At 42.1% G+C, this 21,703-nt stretch carries 19 protein-coding genes; 9 read left to right on the plus strand and 10 right to left on the minus strand.

What is annotated here, in order from left to right; all coding sequences use genetic code 11:
* Positions 1–166 precede the first annotated feature (166 nt).
* From V3595_RS01765 to V3595_RS01775, 3 genes are all read right to left on the minus strand, one after another.
* On the minus strand, positions 167–445 hold the full coding sequence (locus tag V3595_RS01765) for a hypothetical protein (protein ID WP_485905209.1): 279 nt from the start codon (positions 443–445) through the stop codon (positions 167–169).
* Positions 446–575: 130 nt separating this feature from the next.
* Complete coding sequence (locus V3595_RS01770; RefSeq protein ID WP_485905210.1) at positions 576–1,202, minus strand: LysE family transporter; 627 nt, start codon at positions 1,200–1,202, stop codon at positions 576–578.
* Positions 1,172–1,396 (minus strand): hypothetical protein, encoded by a 225-nt coding sequence (locus V3595_RS01775; protein WP_485905211.1) that lies wholly within the window; start codon positions 1,394–1,396, stop codon positions 1,172–1,174. Before V3595_RS01775 ends, V3595_RS01770 begins: the two co-directional genes overlap by 31 nt.
* 72 nt (positions 1,397–1,468) lie before the next feature.
* Between V3595_RS01775 and asnA the strand changes: the two genes are divergently transcribed.
* The 4 genes from asnA to V3595_RS01795 all read left to right on the plus strand — a co-directional run bounded on the left by asnA (position 1,469) and on the right by V3595_RS01795 (position 6,216).
* Positions 1,469–2,464 (plus strand): aspartate--ammonia ligase, encoded by a 996-nt coding sequence (asnA, locus tag V3595_RS01780; protein WP_485905692.1) that lies wholly within the window; start codon positions 1,469–1,471, stop codon positions 2,462–2,464.
* A 207-nt stretch (positions 2,465–2,671) separates the two neighbouring features.
* Positions 2,672–3,904, plus strand: a complete 1,233-nt coding sequence (locus V3595_RS01785; protein ID WP_485905212.1) for an MFS transporter — start codon at positions 2,672–2,674, stop codon at positions 3,902–3,904.
* Positions 3,905–4,054: 150 nt separating this feature from the next.
* On the plus strand, positions 4,055–4,687 hold the full coding sequence (locus tag V3595_RS01790; protein ID WP_485905213.1) for a LysE family transporter: 633 nt from the start codon (positions 4,055–4,057) through the stop codon (positions 4,685–4,687).
* 191 nt (positions 4,688–4,878) lie between these two features.
* Positions 4,879–6,216: an amino acid permease gene (locus tag V3595_RS01795; RefSeq protein ID WP_485905694.1), complete on the plus strand. Its 1,338-nt coding sequence runs from the start codon at positions 4,879–4,881 to the stop codon at positions 6,214–6,216.
* 58 nt (positions 6,217–6,274) lie between these two features.
* Here the strand turns inward: V3595_RS01795 and V3595_RS01800 are convergent, their stop codons facing one another.
* Positions 6,275–7,948 carry a ribonuclease J gene (locus V3595_RS01800; RefSeq protein ID WP_485905214.1) on the minus strand — a complete coding sequence of 558 codons (1,674 nt, stop codon included), beginning with the start codon at positions 7,946–7,948 and terminating at the stop codon, positions 6,275–6,277.
* A 145-nt stretch (positions 7,949–8,093) separates the two neighbouring features.
* Positions 8,094–8,990: a TetR/AcrR family transcriptional regulator gene (locus V3595_RS01805; protein ID WP_485905215.1), complete on the minus strand. Its 897-nt coding sequence runs from the start codon at positions 8,988–8,990 to the stop codon at positions 8,094–8,096.
* Between the two features lie 257 nt (positions 8,991–9,247).
* Between V3595_RS01805 and V3595_RS01810 the strand changes: the two genes are divergently transcribed.
* Entirely contained in the window at positions 9,248–10,696 is a 1,449-nt protein-coding gene (locus V3595_RS01810; RefSeq protein WP_485905696.1) for a DHA2 family efflux MFS transporter permease subunit, read from the plus strand.
* 205 nt (positions 10,697–10,901) lie between these two features.
* On the opposite strand, the gene V3595_RS01815 is transcribed toward V3595_RS01810, so the two are convergent.
* A complete protein-coding gene (locus V3595_RS01815; protein ID WP_485905216.1) occupies positions 10,902–12,905 on the minus strand; it encodes a YhgE/Pip family protein in 2,004 nt (667 codons plus the stop codon).
* 120 nt (positions 12,906–13,025) lie between these two features.
* On the opposite strand from V3595_RS01815, the gene V3595_RS01820 reads away from it, so the two are divergent.
* The gene (locus V3595_RS01820; protein WP_485905217.1) at positions 13,026–13,925 is read left to right on the plus strand and encodes a LysR family transcriptional regulator; all 900 of its coding nucleotides are present in this window, start codon (positions 13,026–13,028) and stop codon (positions 13,923–13,925) included.
* A 219-nt stretch (positions 13,926–14,144) separates the two neighbouring features.
* Entirely contained in the window at positions 14,145–14,846 is a 702-nt protein-coding gene (locus tag V3595_RS01825) for an alpha/beta fold hydrolase (RefSeq protein WP_485905218.1), read from the plus strand.
* A 44-nt stretch (positions 14,847–14,890) separates the two neighbouring features.
* On the opposite strand, the gene V3595_RS01830 is transcribed toward V3595_RS01825, so the two are convergent.
* The gene (locus V3595_RS01830; protein WP_485905219.1) at positions 14,891–15,499 is read right to left on the minus strand and encodes a TetR/AcrR family transcriptional regulator; all 609 of its coding nucleotides are present in this window, start codon (positions 15,497–15,499) and stop codon (positions 14,891–14,893) included.
* Between the two features lie 190 nt (positions 15,500–15,689).
* Between V3595_RS01830 and V3595_RS01835 the strand changes: the two genes are divergently transcribed.
* Entirely contained in the window at positions 15,690–16,448 is a 759-nt protein-coding gene (locus V3595_RS01835) for an SDR family oxidoreductase (protein ID WP_485905220.1), read from the plus strand.
* 387 nt (positions 16,449–16,835) lie between these two features.
* Here V3595_RS01835 and V3595_RS01840 read toward each other — a convergent pair whose 3' ends face one another.
* From V3595_RS01840 to V3595_RS01850, 3 genes are all read right to left on the minus strand, one after another.
* Positions 16,836–17,537, minus strand: coding sequence for a FadR/GntR family transcriptional regulator (locus tag V3595_RS01840; RefSeq protein ID WP_063232459.1), 702 nt, complete (start codon positions 17,535–17,537; stop codon positions 16,836–16,838).
* Between the two features lie 161 nt (positions 17,538–17,698).
* Positions 17,699–19,057, minus strand: a complete 1,359-nt coding sequence (gudD, locus tag V3595_RS01845) for a glucarate dehydratase (RefSeq protein ID WP_485905221.1) — start codon at positions 19,055–19,057, stop codon at positions 17,699–17,701.
* A 31-nt stretch (positions 19,058–19,088) separates the two neighbouring features.
* Positions 19,089–20,450, minus strand: coding sequence for an MFS transporter (locus tag V3595_RS01850; RefSeq protein WP_485905222.1), 1,362 nt, complete (start codon positions 20,448–20,450; stop codon positions 19,089–19,091).
* A 319-nt stretch (positions 20,451–20,769) separates the two neighbouring features.
* Here V3595_RS01850 and kdgD point away from each other — a divergent pair, with 319 nt between their 5' ends.
* Positions 20,770–21,702, plus strand: a complete 933-nt coding sequence (gene kdgD / locus V3595_RS01855) for a 5-dehydro-4-deoxyglucarate dehydratase (RefSeq protein WP_485905223.1) — start codon at positions 20,770–20,772, stop codon at positions 21,700–21,702.
* Position 21,703: the final 1 nt, after the last annotated feature.

Consider the following 21,703-nt stretch of genomic DNA (forward strand, 5'->3'; position numbering starts at 1 on the left):
AAAAAAAGACAGCCGAAATAACTGGCTGTCTTTTTTCTATCTACAAATCCATACCCAGCCAACACAGGAATGAACTGCTGGAAACAGTTACCGCCCGGTCCACCTTGACCGCCGCCCTGGCCGCCGCCACCGACAGGGCAAGTTAATCCTAGATATTGTAATCCGACTAATCTGTATGATGAATCTCATTAGGGATGCCACCTTCGAGTATCTGTACCATACCAGTAGCAGCATTGAACCCCATCAAAACAAAGGTGTGCTGGCTGTTACCCCAAAAACCTCTGAAACAATGACCTTGTCGGCCTGCGTTTAAATGGCTCTGAATAGTGGCTAATGGAACCAGTGTTTGTACTGGCATTCTGTCATCATAATAAGGCAAATTGGCATAAGAATTATCGTAATAATATGGAACATTATAAGAGTAATAACCGTAATTATTATACATTTAAGAAATCCTCCCTGTGTGTTTACCCTTTCAGGCTATGAACAAAGGGGGATAAGTGTCCGACATGGACCAAAATGGGCGGCCTATTTTATACGAATTTACGAGTAAACTCTTACATCTCCTAAACTCTTTATGTAAATAAAACCTTGGCTGCTTGGATGGCAAAGTAAATGCCGATCCCTATAAGGGATATTCCTGAAATGATCGAGATGCCCATTAGAATGGGTTTGGATAAAAAGCGTCTGAAGGTGCTGGCGATGATGGCCATTGCGAAATCCCAGGTTAAGAGGCCGACAAGGATCCCTGAACTGTATAAAAGTAATTGATCCATATCATATTTTGAAGCGGAGTTTGCGAGAATGGATCCATAAATCCCCAGCCAAAACAAAATGGATAAAGGATTCGAAAGGGACATGATGAATCCTGTCAGGAATGAAGAAAGAAGGGAATCTTTCGCTTTTCGTGCATTCACTTCAATCTTACCTGCACTTAACAGACTTTCAATTCCAGTATAGGTCAGGACGAAAAATCCAAAAAGCCATAAAAATGTTTTCATGAAGGAGTTGTCCAAAAAGTGGACGACACCGAAAAAGACGAGGGCTATAAATACAAAATCCGCTAAAATGGCACCCCAGCCAAAAACCCAGGCATGCCAAAAACCCTTTTTGATTCCTTTGTCCAATTGAGCAGCATTTATGGGACCGATAGGAGCCGCCAGTGATAAGCCTAATAATACATAGCTGAAAAAAACACCCAATTCATCACCTCATCGTTTGTTACATCTTCACTTATTTGAATGTATTCAGACAATTGGACTTGTACCACATTTTTGACCCTTTTTTTGAGTGGATATGGTGAATCATTGTCCGGTTTGGCGCTTATGGATGTACCTGGTCGTGACCATGTTTTTGTAACAACACAGAAAACTCCTTCATAATGTAATTTAGTCAATTGGAAAGACGCCAATTTTAATGCATGCGCTATTCAAAGCGGAATTGGAGGATAATTATGCCTGAATTATCGATGCCAAATAAATACAAAACAATTCTTGATATCATGCATACGGATATTGCAATAAATGAAATTAAGGATCATTTTGAAAAAGGAATTTCAAATGCGTTAAACCTGATTAAAGTATCAGCACCTATCATTTTAAATGAAGGTAATGGTATAAATGACAATTTAAATGGTGTAGAGCGGATTCTTACCTTTGAAGCTCTGGATATTAAGAATAAACAAATCGAAGTGGTTCAATCTTTGGCAAAGTGGAAAAGAATCACTCTTTCTAGGTATGGTTTGGCGTGTGATGAAGGCATTTACACAAATATGAATGCGATAAGACGTGATGAAAAACTGGATCATTTACACTCGTTATTTGTGGATCAATGGGACTGGGAGAAAGTCATAACGAAAGAACAACGTAACGTAGATACATTAAAATCTGAAGTGAAAAAAATATATAGAGCCATTAAATCGACCGAACGTTATATGTTTGAATTCCATCATCTGCTTAAGCCTGTGTTACCTGATGACATTCACTTCATTACGACCCAGGAGTTGGAGGATTTATACCCGAACCTGACTCCGAAGGAAAGAGAAAATGTCATAACGAAGAAATATGGTGCGATTTTCATCATGAAAATTGGCGGAGAGTTACAATCGGGGGAAAAGCATGATGGACGTTCACCGGATTATGATGATTGGGACCTAAATGGAGATATCGTTTTATGGAATCCACTCTTGGAATGTGCTTTTGAAGTTTCTTCAATGGGAATTCGAGTAGATGAAAAGTCACTGTTAAAACAATTAAGATTATCCAAAAACGAAAATCGTAAGGTGCTCGATTATCATAAGGCCGTATTGGAAGGAAAGCTTCCCTATTCAATAGGCGGAGGAATAGGGCAATCCAGATTATGCATGTTTTTGCTGAAGAAAGCACATATTGGCGAGGTTCAGGTTTCGGTATGGAATGACCAAATATTAAACGACTGTAAAAAGAGGAATATTATTCTCTTATAGACGAAAGCGGGAAACCCATTCTTAAAAAGAATGGTTTTTTTGTTTTAACGGTCAAAAGGGGTAATTTTGGGTGAAGCGCTACTGAATAAATCTTTCTGCGCTATAACATAATAATTGAAGACATCTAATAATGATGCAAAACAAATTGGTTTAACAATTACCTTTTATGCAATAAGTTGCTTTTTATAATGGATGAGGAGTGTAAGTATGGAGGGTCATGAGAAGCAAAATAAAGATGTAAGCGTGTGGTGCCTGATCAGTATGGCATCGATTCCATTGGTAATGACACTTGGAAATTCAATGCTTATCCCGGTTTTGCCCATTTTCGAGGAAAAGGTGGGGATATCTTCATTTCAATCAAGCATGGTGATAACAAGCTATTCCGTAGCATCCATTTTTTTAATTCCCATAGCGGGTTATTTATCAGATCGATTTGGACGAAAAATGGTGATTCTGCCAAGCCTGATCCTAGCCCTTATCGGCGGCTTGATCGCAGGTTATGCATCATGGAAAATGGAGAATCCATACACATGGATCATCATTGGGAGGGTATTGCAGGGGATTGGGGCGTCTGGGGCCTCGCCCATCATTTTGCCTCTGGTGGGGGATCTATACAAGGATGATGATGAAAAAACCAGTTCTTGTTTAGGAATCATAGAAACTTCGAATACATTTGGGAAAGTACTGAGTCCAATACTGGGTTCCCTGTTTGCTGCATTTATCTGGTTTTTACCATTCTTCTCGATTTCATTCTTCAGTTTAATATCTATTGTCTTGGTCTTTTTCTTTATAAAGGTACCAAAGGAGAAGGATGATCCGAAGAAATTCAAAGAATTCTGGCATGATACGAAAAAAATATTCAAGCAGGAAGGAAAATGGTTATATACAGTTTTCCTGATTGGTGTATTTGTCATGTTGGTTTTGTTCGGTGTTCTTTTCTTTTTGTCTGATAATCTGGAAAAAATACATGATTTGCATGGAGTTAAAAAAGGTTTAGTGATAGCGATCCCGCTGTTTTTCCTTTGTGTATCTTCTTATGTTGCCGGGAAAAAAATCAAGGGTGAGTTACCAATCATGAAAAAAATCATCATGACCAGTTTAGCTGTCCTTTCAATCAGCCTTGTATTTGTCGGTTTTACAAAAAACACGGTTTTCCTTTTATTACTTGTAACGAGTTTGGTGGGCATAGCGATTGGTGCGTTATTGCCGACACTCGACGCAATCATCACTCAAAATATAAAAAAGGAACAGCGGGGGACAATTACCTCCTTCTATATGTCATCAAGGTTCATCGGAGTTGCGGCAGGCCCTCCGGTCATGTCCCTTGTCATGAAAAATCATATCAACTTGACCTATATCATTTCAGGGATCATTGGTATAGGCATCGTATTGATTGTTATGAAATTCATTAGTTCAGACAAAAAAGAAGCTGCTGCCTAATAGTTTCTATAGAAATTCTCCGAAAAAGCCGGGCTTTCCCACGGCTTTTTTTGTTTGTAACTCGGGAAATTTTTTTGACATGTGGTTATAGGCTAGGGGTTGTCACATAAAATGTACAAGTCATGAACTAGCTCGAAGGAGTGATGCTTTTTGAGTGTACATTTACTGCTGAGTTACTTTTTCTTGGGACTTACCCTAGCAGCACCGATCGGTCCGGTGAACTCTGCTCGTATCGATAAAGGAATCAAGAACGGGTTTTGGCATGCCTGGATCGTTGGGGCAGGGTCAATGATTGCAGATGCCTTGTTCATGATTTTAGTGTATGTAGGTATGGTACGGTTTTTAGAAATTCCAATCGTCCAGATTTTTCTGTGGCTTTTTGGGGGATTCGTGCTTATTTATTCTGGGGTCGAAAGTGTTTTACGGGTTAATACGATATTATTAAATGAATATAGAAATAAAGATTCATTAATTTCCTGTTTTTTGACTGGGTTCATCATGTCTGTGACCAGTCCATTATCCATTTTATTTTGGTTGGGGATATATGGATCTGTTTTAGCTAAAACAGCTTCAAGTTATGGGACATCCCAACTTTTCATCTATAGCGGGATGATCTTCCTTGGGCTTACCTGTTGGGATTTTTTTGTAGCGGCATTAACGAATGGGTTTCGCAGGTTCTTAAATGAAAAAAGCTTAATGGCAATTTCGATCATCTCTGGATTATCATTGGTAGGCTTTGGGGTTTATTTTGCTTATCAAGGTATTTCTGCCATCATATCATAAAGCAGAATGCTTTAGTTTATTACATAAGGTAGGGTATTTGAAAACTTCTTCCTTGCATAATTCATTGTGGCATTATCAACACTATGAATGATGGAAGGAGGGGTAATGTCATGACGACAAAAGCCAAATGCAGTTCAGCGAAAGGGAAGGCTGTCCAAGATTCTAATGCATCAGGTGAACAACAAGGCGATATGAAATGGTGGCAGCTATCATTAGTCGGTGTAGGCTGTACGATCGGGACAGGGTATTTCCTCGGATCGACTATAGGGATTAAAACGACGGGGCCATCCATCGTATTTTCATTTGTATTGGCTGCACTAGGTACCTACATCGTTTATAATCTGCTTGCCAAGATGACGGCTGCCGATCCTCAAGAGGGTTCTTTTTGTTATTATGCCAATAAAGCATTTGGACGATGGGCTGGCTTTAGCTGTGGCTGGAATTATTGGTCCTCCAATATATTGATCATGGGAAGCCAGCTTACTGCGCTTTCGTTATTATCTCAATTTTGGTTCCCGAAAGTACCGCTGTGGCTATTTGCATCCGGATTCGCAATTGTTTCAATCGTGGTGGTATTGTTGGGAACAAAAGGGTTTGACAGGGTGGAAAACATCCTTGCGGTAATTAAGACAGCAGCAATCGTCATGTTTATCATTATAGCAATATGTGCCGTTCTCGGCTGGTTTGGTCTTGATGGAGGGAAACTGCCATCCTTTCCGAATAAGTTCAATGAATTATTCCCAAAAGGGCTAAAAGGGTTTTGGACATCACTTATCTATGCTTTTTATGCGTTTGGCGGCATTGAGGTCATTGGACTGATGGCGATGCAGCTTAAAAAGAAAGAAGATGCGCCAAAGGCAGGGACGATCATGCTCTTGGTTCTTACCATCATATATGTGATTTCATTGGGGTTAGCCGTAACCATGATTTCGTTAGGGGCATTCAGTGAAAAAGAAAGTCCATTCGTTTCGGCATTGGACAGTTATCATCTGACATTTTTCCCGCACGTTTTTAATGGTGCGATCATCATTGCCGGTTTCTCGACGATGACCGCTTCACTATTTGGTGTAACCAATCTATTGGTAACGCTCTCCAATGACGGAAACGCACCCTCATTATTCATGCAAAAGATCAAGAAATTCAAGGACCTTCCACTTCCTTCACTGGGTCTTGGAGCCTTAGGACTTTTAGGGTCAATCATCACTGCCTTGCTCCTGCCAGGCAAGATTTATGAATACATTACAACATCTGCTGGAATATTACTTTTGTATAACTGGGCATTCATCATTCTTTCTTCATTCAAAATCTTGGAAAATAAGATTTGGAGTAAGATTACAGCCGTTTTCGGACTTCTTTTAATTTTAGCGGCGGTCAGTGGCACTCTGCTTGAAAAAGAGATACGTCCAGGTTTTTTCATCAGCCTTTTATTCATCGTGATCATCGGTCTTGCCGCCGTTTTCATGAAATTCAAGGTTTGGAATAGAAACAAGGCGATGGCCGCAAAAGCCAGTAAATCAGAACTTGATTGAAAAAAAGGAACCCGACTATACGAAGTCGAGTTCCTTTTTGTGTGCTTTCGATTTGGTGCTAAATTTCAATGATGATCGGAAGGATCATTGGTTTTTTCTTAGTTTGAGTAAAGAGATAGTGCCCCAATTCCTTCTTTATGGTTTGTTTGATGATGTTCCAACGGTATATTTTTTCACTTTGTAAGTCGTTGACTGTTTTCGTGACAAGACGATTCACATGTTTAAGGAGGTCCTCGGAATTTTGAACATATACAAATCCACGGGAAATGGTATCGGGTCCTGATACTATTTTTCGTTCCGTCTTGCTTAGTGTTATGACGATTACGAGCATGCCATCTTCGGAAAGCTGCTTACGGTCCCGCAGAACGATTTCTCCAACATCACCAACACCGACACCGTCAACAAAGGTATTGCCGGCAGCCACCTTTCTCGTTTGACGGGCAACGGAGTTTTCAATATCCACCACATCGCCATTACTGATAATGAAAGTATTGCCCTGCTCTACCCCGACAGACTCAGCTAGTAATCGATGCTGGTGTAACATCCGATATTCACCGTGAATGGGAATGAAATACTTCGGTTTCATCAGGGTAAGCATGAGCTTCAACTCTTCCTGATAGGCATGTCCGGATACATGCATGCCTGTTACAGTCCCAGAACCGTAAATGACTTTGGCACCAAGTTGAAACAGGTTGTCGATGATTCGTGAAACATCCCGTTCATTTCCGGGTATTGGAGTGGAGGCAAGAATCACTGTATCATCAGGCAATATACTCATATCCCGATAATTTGAACTGGAAAGGCGGGAAAGGGCAGCAAACGGCTCTCCTTGACTTCCTGTACATAAAACCGCGACCCTTTCAGGAGCATAATTATCGACTTCATGTGGTTGGATAAGCATCCCATCAGGTACCTCGAGGTAACCGCGTTCAATGGCAACGGATACGACGTTCACCATGCTACGTCCAATTAAGGCGAGTTTCCGGTTTGTCTTCTGTGCAGCGTTCACAACTTGTTGAACGCGATTGACATTTGAAGCGAAGGTCGAAAGAATGACTTTCTGTTTTGCCTGCATGAAGGCCTCTTCAATATGGCTGCCAACGAGATGCTCCGAGGGACTGGAGCCGGGACGTTCTGCGTTCGTGCTTTCAGATAATAAAACCAAGACACCTTCACTCCCGATCTTGGCCATTTTATGAATATCGGGATACTGATCATTCATGGGAGTCAAGTCAAACTTAAAGTCCCCTGTATGAACGACCGTGCCTTCTGGCGTATGCATGGTGACTCCAAGGCAATCGGGTATACTATGATTCGTTTTGAAAAAGTCCAGAACCATCTCCCCAAATTCCAACCTTGAATCCGAATCGATCTGGATTAATTCCGTATCACCCAAAAGGTTATGTTCTTTTAACTTCAATTCAATCAAACCAAGTGTTAAACGTGTGGCATAAATGGGTACATTCAATTTTTTTAAGAAATAGGGGATACCGCCAATATGATCTTCATGCCCATGAGTCACAATCAAAGCGTGGATCTTCTCCTTATTCTCCTGAAGAAAGGAAATATCAGGAATGATCAAATCGACTCCTAATAAACTTTCATCAGGAAACTTTGCACCACAGTCAATAATGACGATATCGTTAGAATATTGAACCACATACATGTTTTTACCGATTTCATTCACTCCGCCCAGAGCCAGTATGGACAAAGCATTCTCTTTCACACTCAAGTAGATAGACCTCCCTTTATTATGATAAGGATAGTGTTTCCTTAGGTCCCATTTATAAAACCAACTCTTTTTATAAAATCACGGCAATTCAAAAAGCCATAAAAAAACACCTACCGTTTTCGGTAGGTGCGTGTATCTTCAATCTTCATCGGCTCAAGCAAGAATTGATGCTTTCTTCAAAAGTCTCAATGTATGCCTGAACCTGCGCTGCATATTGAGTCCTTAAAGTGTTCAGCAAACTTTCAATCAAGAATTTTCGCGGTTTGTCTGACTGCATCAGCTCATCCTGGATAAAATCGACCAATTCCATTGCCCTTGTTCGTTCTTCACCGCAAGGAAAAGCTTTGTTTATCGCTTTTTTCAATTCCGTGGTGGAGTTCAGCAAATCATTATGGCAAGGATCAAGATGGTTTTTAAAGTTGGGAAACCACGTGTCCATTAGTTCCGGATCAAGGATCTGTTCCCCACTTTCAGCCAATTCATTGACTAAATGGACAATTCGGTTCATGCAATAGCGGATAAGCTGTATTTCCGGTGTACCGACCGGATTAGCACGATAACTAAAATGATTCATGTGGGTCATCATCGCATGAAAGATAATGACGCTATCTAAAAGATAGGGTTTTTTGCTTTCCCCGAAAATATCGAGAAAACGGGTATACATCCAGCGTATGCTCAACAATAGGGTCTGATTGATGAATTGTTTTAATTCATCATCGTTGGAAACACGGACTTCTTCGATCAGGATTAGCAATTTACTTTGCTTGTTCACCGTCATCTGCAGTTCGAGCTGCTGGATGAAAATTTCAATATCGGCTGAATCTTGACCAATCAACAGTTTTTCCCGGTCGTGGCGAATCTTTGTATATACGGAGCGGAAAATGGCTATAAATAATTCACCCTTCGAAGGGAAATAATTATAAAATGTACCTTTTGAAATACCGCTGCCGTCTAGAATGTCCTGAATGGACGTGGCTTGGTAGCCTTTATCAATAAACAGCTTATGAGCCGTATCGATGACATTCTGCCTTCGATTATTCATCATATCACCTAATTTTCATTATACTGCTTGTATAAATGTAATCGTACTCTATATTCCATCACAGCACAAACCCTTATTTAAACCAGTAAATTTTTATTGCAAAAAATGAACTAGGGGTATATTATTGATTTTATGAGATTGGGTTATACCTCTCGTACAATTAAATGAACCAATAGTTTGAATGGAGGAATAGATAAAAAGTGAGTACTGCACAATCAACTGAAAAAAAGGGGTCGTATGGCATTTTGGCCATACTGATGGTCGGGGCGTTTATATCGATACTGAATTCAACCCTTTTAAATATTGCACTGCCATCAATCCAAATAGACCTGGGAATAGAGACTTCCACAGTCCAATGGCTGACAACGGGCTACATGCTCGTGAATGGAATCATGATTCCGACAACTGCCTTTTTAATAAGAAAATATTCGGTACGTAATCTGTTCCTGACAGCCATGCTCCTATTCTCAATAGGGACGATCGTTGCAGGTGTAGCGCATGCATTCCCGCTATTATTGAGCGCACGTATGGTTCAGGCTGCCGGTTCGGCAATTATGATGCCATTATTAATGAACGTACTTTTAACTGCTTTCCCTGTTGAAAAACGGGGCTCGGCAATGGGACTATTCGGTTTAGTCATGATGTTTGCCCCTGCAATCGGGCCGACGCTTTCAGGCTGGATCATCGAACATTATGATTGGAGAATGCTATTCCATTTCATTACTCCGTTAGCTTTACTAGTGCTTATTTTCGGCTTCTTTAAACTTAAAGACAAAAAGGAAAAAGTCGATATTAAAATCGATAAATTATCGGTCATCCTATCAAGCTTGGGCTTTGGCGGCCTGCTTTACGGGTTCAGTTCGGCAGGCAGCAAGGGTTGGGATAGCCCTTGGGTTTATGGAACATTGATTGTCGGTGCCATTTCCCTGATCCTTTTCATTTCACGCCAGCTTAAAATGGAAACACCGATGCTTGAATTCAAGATCTTCAAACATCCGATGTTCGCTTTATCTGCTACGATTTCAATCGTGCTGAATATGGCCATGTTCTCGGGAATGATCTTGATGCCGCTGTATATACAAACCGTCCGTGGCATTTCACCATTTGATTCAGGATTGCTGATGCTTCCTGGGGCACTATTAATGGCCATCATGTCTCCGGTCACTGGAAAGCTCTTCGATAAGTTCGGTGCTCGCGTGCTTGCTTCGATCGGTTTGCTTATTACCGTGGTCACAACGTATTTCTTCAGTAAATTATCAATGGACACTTCTTATACACATATTGTGATCCTGTTTTCCGTTCGTTCATTCGGACTGTCGATGGCAATGATGCCGATCATGACAAATGGGTTGAACTCGCTGCCAGCCCGTATGAACCCGCATGGAACAGCGATGAATAACACGCTGAACCAGATTTCAGGCGCTATCGGTACTGCATTGCTTGTTACGGTCATGTCTAACCATGCAGCATCTTCAGGTGAGAGTTTAATGACCAAAGCGATGAGCAAATTAACAAGCCAGCCCACTGCTGAAATGATGGAACAAATGCAAGCCCAAATCGGAATGCAGGCGATGCTCGATGGAATTAACTTCTCCTTCTTTGTATCTACCTTCATTGCTGCTGTGGCGCTGATTCTGGCATTATTCATTAAGCGTGCATGGCCAGCTGAAGAAAAACCAGCTATGAAAAAAGATCAAACCGCTTAAATGAAACAATAAAAAGCCCTATGCCACCTGAATCGTCAGGAAGCATAGGGCATTTTTTTATAACTTCAGCCATCTAGTTTGATTTACAGCGGAATTATTCGATTTAACACCGATTTAATTCGACCCATGAATCAAGTATGTTTTACCCGGTGATTTCACTTGTATAAAAAAAGCGCAGTGCCATTTGCACTGCGCTTTTTTTACATCAAGATGTCACTTCCTCTGAAGTTACTTTTGCATGCTGGATATGACTGGCTATCCAGCCAATGATTGCCGCAGAAACGAGATAGGCAAGTAAGATCCAAATCTGCGCCTGCAAGTTTTCCCAGCCGCCTAAGGAGATGACCTCTTGAAGTTCCTTTAGTGAGTGGGCCATAGGTAAAAATTGACCGATTTTCGTCAATATCGACATGCCCAGTTCGCCTGGGAATGTTCCGCCGCACGTAGCCAATTGGAACACGAGAAGGGTCACGGCTGCGAATTTTCCGACCACTCCGAATACGGTCACCAGCATAAGAATGAACGTCATGAAGGTAAATGAAACGATGATGCTAGATAGAATGAATACAGGGACACTTGCTACATGTAAATGGAATCCAAGCAGGACCACTGCATCCACTAGAAGTGCCTGAATCAAGCCGATTACATATACCAGCATTAATTTATTCGTAAAATGAACGGTTCCGGTAACCCTAAGATTCTGCCTGCGGCCAAGCGGCAAGATATTGGAAGCCATGATGCCGCCTACATAAAAGGCCAATGACAGAAAATAAGGGGCAATTCCGGTTCCATAGTTAGGAACTTCAGATAAATTGGATTGGACCAATTGCACGGGTTCAGAGAACATTGAAGTGGTCGAATCGTCGTACTGAAGACTAGCCGTTTTATCGGCAGCTTCATTAAGCTTGGAGGATAACTTGCTTGAGCCCGTTTCCAGCGAAGCCATTCCGTCTTGTAGTTCCGTCGATCCACTGGCTAGCTGGCTGCTTCCGCCAGCTAGCGAAACGATTCCGGCATTTAAAGTGGAGAAACCATTTGTCCATTTAGAGAAACCATTCGCGAATTCTTCAGATCCCTCGTTTAATTGCTTAGCACCTGAGGTAGCTTGTGCCATTCTATCACCAAAGGTAATCATCCCGGTTTGAATGGTCTCTTGTCCATCAGCCACTTTTTCAGCACCTTCGCCCAATTGCCTTTGACCGGCATTTAAAGTGGCGGCTGTTTTGGATAAACCTTCTGATAGGGCAATGATTTGCTTGAAGTCTTGATCCTTTATTGCATCAGGATGACTTTTCATATAGGAATCCAATTGTTTCTTAAGAGTATTCGCTGTATCGGCAGCCTGTTCTTGCCCTTGCATCAATTTTGCATTTCCGGATGACCAGTCCTCAACACCCTGACTTACTTCATTCATCCCATTTTCCAATGAGTGATGTCCATCCGATAGCTGCTTCATGCCGGAATACAAGTTCTGGGAACCTGATGTTAATCCTTTCGCACCATCAGCTAAGGCTTCTTGTCCATCCAAGAGCTTGGTGCTTCCTGTTTGCAGTTTCTGGGCGCCATCATTCAAATCTTGAATGCCATCATCCAATTTCTCACTGCCGCTTTTCGCATCCGCCGTTCCTTGATGAAGCTCTTCCGCTCCATCCCCGGCATCCGCCAAGCCTTTAGAAACCTCCTGGAATTTTGAAAGGATGCCTTCAGAATAGACTTTTGTAATGCTTGCGTTGATTTTTGCAGTCATCTTTTCAACAGCAGTTGAGCTGATCTGTGAGGCAACGAAGTTTTTACCTGGATTAACAGTATACAAAAGTTTAGCTCTTTCCGGTTTTTCATCCATTAAAGTCGTGACATTTTCAGAAAAATCCTCCGGGATCGTGACAACCATATAATAGGTACCTTCTTCAAGACCTATATTGGCCTTCTTTGCCGTGACAAAGTGAAAGTCCAATTCTTTTTGCTTCTTTAATTGTTTAACGAAATCATCTCCAGCTTGGACTGGCTTATCACCCATTTCCGAACCATTATCGAGATTGACCATTGCTACAGGGAGCTGATCCAACTGTCCATAAGGATTCCAATATCCTGCCAAGAAAAAACCAGAGTAAATCAATGGAACGACCAAAAGGAAAATCAAGGCGATTCTCCCGTGTTTATGTTTCCACATTGCTTTTATATCTTGAAATACAAGTTGTAAACCTTTCATTATTGAGCCTGCCCTTTCTAACTAAGAGATTATTTCATGATAATGGCTTTTTTAGATACTGTATAATACATAATTGATTATGTAATAATAGATTTAAATCTATGTGAAAAGAGTGGGAAAATGGAAATATTACAGCTGCAGTACTTTCAAACCGTAGCACGACTGGAACATATGACGAAGGCTGCGGAACAACTTCAAATAGCTCAGCCATCCCTCAGTAAAACCATCTCCCGGCTTGAAGAGGATTTGGGTGTCGCACTGTTCGATAGGGAACACCGGAAAATCAAGCTCAATGCAGCCGGCCGAATATTCTTGAACCGGGTCGAACGCGCTTTTGCGGAACTGAATGAAGGAAGGCGCGAAATAGTGGAATTAGCAGATCAAGACCAAAAGAACATCACTTTGGCCGTTACCATTCCCAGGGTCCTGCCTGATTTATTGGGTACATTTTTATCTCAATACCCGGATGTCCGTTTTCAACAATTCCTAAAATCCATATCATCAATGAAGCAGCTACTACTTGAAGGGGAAATCGATTATTGCATATCATCCGTTCCGATCGAAGGACCAGACTTAAAGTGGGAACCGCTGATCACCGAAGAAATATACTTGATCGTGCCTCCCAATCATCGGCTGGCAGGCAGGGAAAGCATTACACTCCAAGAAGTGAAAGATGAACCATTCATCAGTATGAATACAGGCTTCGGGTTCCGCCGCCTAACCGACCAATTTTGCCTCGAAGCGGGATTCGTCCAGAACATCGCCTTCGAAGGAGATGAACCAGCTGTCATCTCGGACCTTGTCAGGAAAGGGTTGGGGGTCGCCTTCGTATCCGAATTGACATGGCTTCATCAAACCGGATCATTATCCCATAAAATCCGAATAACAGAACCTGCTTGTCAAAGAACAATAGGGCTCGGCTGGTCAGAAAAACGCTACTTCACCCCAGTAGCCAAGCAATTTCGGTTATTTGTCATGGATTACTTCGCTGCCGTCAATTCCGCTAGGCTAAAGGATTAATAATGGGATGGAGGTTGGAATAAATCTCAGTTAGGTCGAATTAAATTGTGTGAAGGCCGAAATAATCGGATGAAGACAGGATTAAATTGCGTTGGGACGAATAAATGGGTGAAGGCATAAAAAGTATAATTTAATTATAGTGAACATAGTATTTTAGGAGGTTTTTTTAAAATAGATCGGGTTCAAAATGATGAATCTGATCCTGGGAGATGAGCGGAGATGGAAATACGGGTTAATCAAATTGAATTGAATGGACTCACGTTTCAATATCGGGAGAGCGGGGATGTTTCTTCACCGTCGCTTGTTGTTCTTCACGCGCTGGGAAAAAGTTCGGAATCATGGGATCAAGCGGCTTCCGCATTAGGAGAAAATTATCGTGTTTTAGCTTTAGATCTACGGGGCCACGGTGGGAGTGCAAGAACTAATACATATACTTTTGAATTGATGTGCGATGATTTGCTTCATTTTGCGGATGCGCTTAATTTGGGAAGGTTTTCGCTGATGGGGCATTCCATGGGGGGAACAGTTTCCTATCTATTCTCGCAAACTTTTCCTTCGAGGATAGATAGATTGATTGTCGAAGACACGCCTCCTCCTTTTTCGGATAAGCCAATGGAGGTTCCGTCCAAACCTTCTGTACCTCTGCCGTTTGATTGGCAGGTAGTGCCTTCGATTCTACAGCAGCTTAATGAACCCGATCCCAAATGGTGGGCGCGCCTTACCGATATTATGATGCCGACGCTTGTTATAGGGGGCGGGTCGAGTCATATTCCCCAAAATAAATTGCAGGAGGTATCCGAGCTTATTCCGAATTGCGAATTGGTGACGATAGAGGGTGCCGGACACTTTGTCCATGAAGATAATTTACCAGCTTTCTTGGCTGCCGTAACAAGTTTTCTTTCCAAAGGACAGGCGCTTTAAAGCAGAAATAAGAGGGTTGCCGATGCAGCCCTCTTATTCCTGCTTTAAAATGTATGGTTTATTTTAAAGACGGAATTTACCGATTTATTATTCAGGATTTCAAGCAACTGTTCAGCCATATAGCCAGCGCTATATTTAAAGCCAGTGTTGACCCATTCGATGATCATGCCTAATATCGCATATGCTTGGTAACTGGAGGCAAGTTCTATATTGATCTTAGGGTTCGGCCGGTAATCTTCCAGGTCCTCCAATGGAAGTTTCTTTAACTCATTACAAATCCGTTCCAGTAATGTAGGCCATGCATTCGACTTTAGGATGAGGGTATAAATGTTTGCATAGTTAGCTACATGTTCAAATATTTTGATGACTGAAGCCGTTAGTTCATTGATGGTGAAAGTTTCAACGTTCTTATAAGGTTCCCGGTAAGATATGATCAAATCGGCAATCACGTCCTCCATGACCTCTTCAAGCAGTTCCTCTTTGTACTGATAGTGTTTATAAAATGTACCCCGATTAAGGTCGGCGAGTTCTACAATGTCAGTAATCGATATATCCCTGAAATCCTTATTTTGCATTAATGATATGAGGGATTCTTTCAAAGCCATTTTGGACTTCCTGATCCTTCTATCAATCCCAGTGTTATTATCAGTCATTTTCTTCACCCTTTGTTCGTTATCGTGCTTTTAATAAACATAATGACCACTTTCTGTTCATTGTTCAACATCGAGGTCATCATTTGCTGATTGTATAAGCCTACTGAAACTAATTATACTATAAAGGAAGGTAGTTAATGAACATCTGTACAATAAGTATCACTTCACTAGAATGAATGGGGGAGTTCAAATGAAATTACAAGACAAAGTTGCAGTTGTGACAGGAGCAGCATCAGGCATGGGAAAACAAATTGCTATAGATTACGCTAGAGAAGGAGCTAAAGTCGTCGTATCGGATTTAAATCTTGATGGTGCGAACGAGACGGTAGAAGAAATAAAAGCGAATGGCGGAATGGCCTTTGCCATTAAAACGAACGTTGCGATGGAGGAAGATATTCAACATTTGATCGATACCACGGTCAGTACTTACGGTACGGTGGATATTTTGGTGAATAACGCGGGTATCATGGATGGCATGGAACCTGCTGGAGACATTGAAGATTCTAAATGGGATCGGATTTTTGCCATTAACACGACAAGCGTCATGCGTTCGACTAGAAAGGTGTTGCCGATCTTTTTAGAAAAACAAAAAGGGGTCATCATCAATATTGCTTCTGCTGGCGGTTTGTACGGTGCTCGAGCTGGAGCAGCATACACTGCCTCTAAACACGCAGTGGTCGGGTTCACAAAAAACACGGGCTTCATGTATGCCAATAAAGGGATTCGCTGCAATGCAATAGCACCAGGCGGAGTTGAAACCAATATTGGTTCCAGCATGACGAATATCAATGAGTTTGGCTTCTCTCGCCAACAATTGGGTATGGCTATCAATCCACGCAATGGCAAACCTGAGGAAATCGCTAAAGTGGCATTATTCCTTGCTTCAGACGATTCCAGTTTTGTTAATGGTACAGTCATCAACGCAGATGCTGGTTGGAGTGCATATTAAGCCCGTAAATTAAAAAGAATGGTCAAGAACTTGGTGACTGATATATGCATTCCTGCCAGTAAGCAGGGATGCATTTTTTTTGAGTGAAGCATTGGCAGGTTCATTGGATGGGGAATTTGGTTAGCCAGACAATTTGCTAGAGGAAGTTTCAACTTCATTCGGTAGTCCTGACATTGTCATTTCAATTGAAAGTGGATAAGTGGGGGCTGGATAGTTCAACTACTATCCAGTTTTTCTCTCAAAAAGAATTATGCTATCAATTGGATTTAAAAGATAAGTTGAACTCTGAAATCCCGGAAGCAAAATAGGTTTCCAGAAAAAATCCACTTTCCCTATGAAAAGGATCATTGAGTGATCCATTAGTTTGCTGCGATAACTCTCAAACGATTAATTGGCGTGAGAATATTGAAGGACTTTCTGACGGACGTAATCAAGGTGCTTGTACATTTGGCTAAATGCTTCATGCGGATCATGTGCTGCAAGTGCCGCATAGATGGCTTTATGATACTTTACAGTCAGTTCCCGTTCTCTGAATTGAATCAGGCTATTAATTTTATTATGGGTAATCAATAAAGAATCGATCATGCCTTCAATAATGGGATTGTTCGCACTTAAAGCGATGATCTTGTGGAATTCTTTATCGGCCTCTCCATAATCGTTGTCTTCACTATTGGCAATCGTGTCAATCGTAACTTGCAGTTTCTCCAGTTGTTCGTCTGTGATTTTCTCTGCAGCCATTGTTACTAATCCCAACTCCAATGCCATTCGCGCTTCGATGATCGCTGGTAAATTATCCGTAGCAAGCGCCAGCATGACAGAGAATGGATGTGTACCGATTTTATCGTTAAAAAAGGTTCCTTCACGTGTTTTCCGTGTAATGACACCTAGTGTATCAAGTGCACTGAGCGCCTCACGTAAAACAGGCCGGCTTACTTCAAGTTCTTTCATAAGTTCCATTTCAGGAGGCAGTTTGTCGCCCGCTTTCATTTGTCCGCTGACGAGCAGATGCACAATTTGATCCACGACTTGTTGTGAAAGAGTGTTGCGATGTACCGATTGTACACCTAATTTCTTTGACGATTCTTCCATTGTGTAACCCCTTTTCTGTTAAATCCTATATGTATTCATACTGTAAGACTAATTATATAATATAATACACTTATTTGCATGTGAGGATAAGAAGACCTATGTCCAAAAAAAGTAAAATGCGCCCCTCTAAAGAGAGAGACGCACGCATTGTTGGAAAAAAATCATCTGACAAGGCAAGGAGATTTTGGATTGAACTTCCATCCGGAAACCAGGTATTGCATAGCCATTGAATCATCACGGGCACCAAGTCCTTTTTGTTTATAAAGCTGATGTGCCTTCTCGATTTGTTCCATATCCACTTCAATTCCAAGTCCGGGTTTGGAAGGGACATCGACCATTCCGCCGACAATTTTAAAAGGTTCTTTCGTCAAACGCTGCCCATCCTGCCAAATCCAGTGGGTATCGATTGCAGTGATTTTTCCTGGTGCGGCTGCTGCAACGTGTGTAAACATGGCAAGTGAAATGTCAAAGTGATTATTGGAGTGTGATCCCCATGTCAATCCCCAGTCGTTGCACATTTGAGCGACACGGACGGATCCCTGCATCGTCCAAAAATGCGGATCGGCAAGAGGGATGTCCACGGATTGAAGTTGAATGGAGTGCCCCATTTGCCTCCAGTCCGTTGCAATCATATTCGTAGCGGTTGGAAGGCCCGTTGCGCGCCTGAATTCCGTCATGATTTCCCGGGCGGAAAAACCATTTTCCGCTCCGCATGGATCTTCCGCATAAGCTAAAACATGATGCTGATCCCTGCAAAGTTTAATCGCATCCTCAAGCAGCCAGCCGCCATTTGGATCAAGCGTGATCCTGGCTTCAGGGAAGCGTTCCGCAAGTGCCGTCACCGCTTCGATTTCTTCCTCCCCGCGTAAAACCCCGCCTTTCAATTTAAAATCATTGAATCCATAGCGAGAGTGGGCGGCTTCTGCCAAGCTGACAATCGATTCGGGTGTCAGCGCTTCCTCATGACGGAGGCGAAGCCAGTCATCTTCCGCTTCCGGTTCGCTTAAATAACCAAGATCTGTTTTATTGCGGTTACCTACATAAAATAAGTAGCCCAGCATTTCCACCTTATCACGCTGCTGTCCTTCACCGAGAAGGGCTGCGACAGGAACACCTAAATATTGGCCAACTAAATCAAGAAGTGCCGCTTCCAATGCTGTTACGGCATGAATGGCAATACGGAGATCGAACGTCTGAAGGCCGCGCCCTCCAGCATCGCGGTCCGCAAACTGCTTACGGATGGTATTCAGAATGTTGTTGTATGTCCCAATGGACTGGCCGACAACCAATTGTTTGGCATCTTCGAGTGTTTGGCGGATTTTTTCGCCCCCGGGAACTTCACCTACACCTGTATTACCCGCATTGTCTTTTAGAATGACAATGTTCCGGGTGAAATATGGAGCATGGGCACCACTCAAGTTCAGCAGCATGCCGTCATGGCCCGCAACTGGAATAACGCTCATTTCAGAAATTACCGGTGTGCCGATTTTTACATTATCCTTAAGTAATTGATTGTTCATAATTTTTCCCCCTACTAGAATATTTAGTTGACTATGACTTTAACTCTACACGTTTAATTTCACCAACCAGGAATAAATAACTTAAAATAGCGACAAGAGCATTGGCACATACGAAGACTAGCGCCCCATTGAACGACCCTGTCGTGGCAATGATATATCCGATGATAATTGGTGTTGTAATGCCGGCAATGTTACCGAATGTGTTGAAAAGTCCCCCGCTGACACCGGACATTTCTTTTGGTGAGGTATCGGCCACTACCGCCCAGCCGAGTGCCCCAAATCCTTTACCGAAAAACGCAAGGGCCATAACGAAAATGACAACCCATTCCGTATCTACATAGTTTGCTGCTACCAAGCTCATCGATAGAATCATCCCAACAACAATTGGCACTTTTCGGGCGACAGTCAATGAGAATCCCTTCCGTAACAAGAAATCCGAGAATGTCCCTCCGAGAATGCCGCCAAAAAATCCACAAATGGCGGGAAGGGAAGCGACGAATCCAACTTCAAGAATGGTCATGCCTCTTTCTTGTACAAGGTACACAGGAAACCATGTCAGGAAAAAGTACGTTAACGTTGTAATGCAATATTGTCCGAGATAAACACCTAACAGCATGCGGTTTGATAAAAGCTGCTTAATATGATTCCAGTTGACGCCTTTCTTTTCCTCCTTATTTGTAATGGTTTGATCCATATTGATCAAAGCGCCGCCCGCTTCGATATATTCAAGCTCAGCTTTGTTGATACGAGGATGTTCCTTCGGGCCATAAATCGTTTTCAGCCAGATGAAAGCAACGATAATTCCTAAACCACCCATAAAGAAGAAGACATATTCCCAACCAAATTTATACGTAATGTACCCCATAATCGGTGCAAAGAGAACGGTTGCAAAATACTGGGCGGAATTGAAAGTGGCAGCCGCGGTTCCGCGTTCATGGCTTGGGAACCAGGTAGCGACGATGCGGCTGTTGGCCGGGAAGGAAGGCGCTTCTGCCAATCCAACTAAAAAACGCAGGCCGAACAATACCATGACAGCTGTTCCGGCAGAACCGAAAAAACCGAGAAACCCTTGTAAAAGCGTAAAGGTAGACCATAACGTGATACTCCAAAAGTAAACCTTTTTTGAGCCAAAACGGTCTAAAAGCCATCCGCCTGGAATTTGTCCTGCTACATAAGACCAAGCGAAAGCGGAGAAAACGTAGCCCATCATGACTGAATCGAGACCAAGCTGACCAGACATGTCCGTACCCGCAATTGATAGCGTCGCACGATCCGCATAATTCAGAGCAGTGACCAAAAAGAGCATAAAGACAATGAACCATCGTGTGCGTGTTTTTTTCTGGGCACTTGGTAGTTTAGGAGATGGTTGAAAAACTTTTTCTTCAGCGTTCATATACTCACTTCCTTAATCGTATTTAATTATATTTTCATTTGATACCGCTTACAATGTTAACTGTTTCCTCCTTCGTGAAAATTCTTAATATTTAGTTTTGTCCAATGGTAAGACAAATAAAATTGTTTGTCAATGGCTTTTTTTCGTAAATCATTTTTCATTTTAGCTCCTTAATTATCGTGTTTTTTTGTCTATAGTAGAAGTGAAAATATTGAGGTTTAAGGTAATGTTGGTTTTTTCAGAAAATAAAAAAAATACGATTGACCAGAAGGTCTATTTGTCTTACAATAAAACAATAATACACAAGGGGGAATAAATAATGAATAAGACTCGCAAGGCACCTAAAGGAATACTCGGATTTCCCGTGGCACCATTCACAACGAGTAATAAGCTTGATGAACAAGCACTCGCCCAAAATATCCAATTTTTATTAGATGAGGGACTCGAGGCTATTTTCGTGGCATGTGCAGCAGCGGAATATCCTTCGTTAAGTAAAGGGGAATATGAAGCGATGGTAGAGGTAGCCGTATCCGTCACGGCTGGAAAAGTACCTGTATACACAGGGGTAGGCGGGAATATTCAAACTTCCCTCGAACTTGCCAGAATATCAGCGGATAGAGGGGCAGACGGTTATTTAATATTACCTCCATATCTCGTTACTGGAGAACAGGCAGGTCTGGCTGCTTATTTCAAAACCATCGCAGAAAGTACAGACTTAAATTCCATAGTATATCAGCGTGATAATGTTTCATTTTCACTTTCAACTTTGGAAGCGCTTGCTGAGGTCCCGCAGGTGGTCGGCGTCAAAGACGGCCTGGGCAATATGGAGTTGAATGGACTCCTTACACAAACCTTCGGAAAACGTTTCGGCTGGCTGAACGGAATGCCGCTTGCGGAAGTTACCATGTCGGCCTACGTTCCACTTGGCTTTGACTCATATTCATCGGCGATATCCAATTACATCCCGCATATCTCACGAAAATTCTATAATGGCATTTTGAGCGGAGATCAGGAAACGGTCAATGAAATTTACCAACAGGTCATCATGCCAATCAACAATATTCGCCGTCAGAGAAAGGGATATGCCGTTTCGCTCATTAAAGCAGGTATGGAGATTATGGGAATGCCGGTTGGGCAAACAGTCAGATTACCAATTCTTCCGGTGGAAAAAGAACATTATGCAGAAATGAAAACGATATTAGAGAATGCTTTAAATCGTTTTCCAAAAGAAACACCAATTCAATCAATCTAAT

Source organism: Bacillus sp. CFBP9009 (assembly GCF_036541465.1).
GTDB lineage: Bacteria > Bacillota > Bacilli > Bacillales > DSM-1321 > Peribacillus.

Bases quoted from the DNA above. Each gene is read 5' to 3' on its own strand.
- gudD (WP_485905221.1), bottom strand. From the start codon at position 19,057: ATGAACAATCAATTACTTAAGGATAATGTAAAAATCGGCACACCGGTA.
- V3595_RS01795 (WP_485905694.1), top strand. From the start codon at position 4,879: ATGAAATGGTGGCAGCTATCATTAGTCGGTGTAGGCTGTACGATCGGG.
- V3595_RS01805 (WP_485905215.1), bottom strand. From the start codon at position 8,990: ATGAATAATCGAAGGCAGAATGTCATCGATACGGCTCATAAGCTGTTT.
- V3595_RS01835 (WP_485905220.1), top strand. From the start codon at position 15,690: ATGAAATTACAAGACAAAGTTGCAGTTGTGACAGGAGCAGCATCAGGC.
- V3595_RS01765 (WP_485905209.1), bottom strand. From the start codon at position 445: ATGTATAATAATTACGGTTATTACTCTTATAATGTTCCATATTATTAC.
- V3595_RS01785 (WP_485905212.1), top strand. From the start codon at position 2,672: ATGGAGGGTCATGAGAAGCAAAATAAAGATGTAAGCGTGTGGTGCCTG.
- asnA (WP_485905692.1), top strand. From the start codon at position 1,469: ATGCCAAATAAATACAAAACAATTCTTGATATCATGCATACGGATATT.
- V3595_RS01825 (WP_485905218.1), top strand. From the start codon at position 14,145: ATGGAAATACGGGTTAATCAAATTGAATTGAATGGACTCACGTTTCAA.
- kdgD (WP_485905223.1), top strand. From the start codon at position 20,770: ATGAATAAGACTCGCAAGGCACCTAAAGGAATACTCGGATTTCCCGTG.
- V3595_RS01830 (WP_485905219.1), bottom strand. From the start codon at position 15,499: ATGACTGATAATAACACTGGGATTGATAGAAGGATCAGGAAGTCCAAA.
- V3595_RS01815 (WP_485905216.1), bottom strand. From the start codon at position 12,905: ATGAAAGGTTTACAACTTGTATTTCAAGATATAAAAGCAATGTGGAAA.
- V3595_RS01850 (WP_485905222.1), bottom strand. From the start codon at position 20,450: ATGAACGCTGAAGAAAAAGTTTTTCAACCATCTCCTAAACTACCAAGT.
- V3595_RS01810 (WP_485905696.1), top strand. From the start codon at position 9,248: ATGGTCGGGGCGTTTATATCGATACTGAATTCAACCCTTTTAAATATT.
- V3595_RS01820 (WP_485905217.1), top strand. From the start codon at position 13,026: ATGGAAATATTACAGCTGCAGTACTTTCAAACCGTAGCACGACTGGAA.
- V3595_RS01840 (WP_063232459.1), bottom strand. From the start codon at position 17,537: ATGGAAGAATCGTCAAAGAAATTAGGTGTACAATCGGTACATCGCAAC.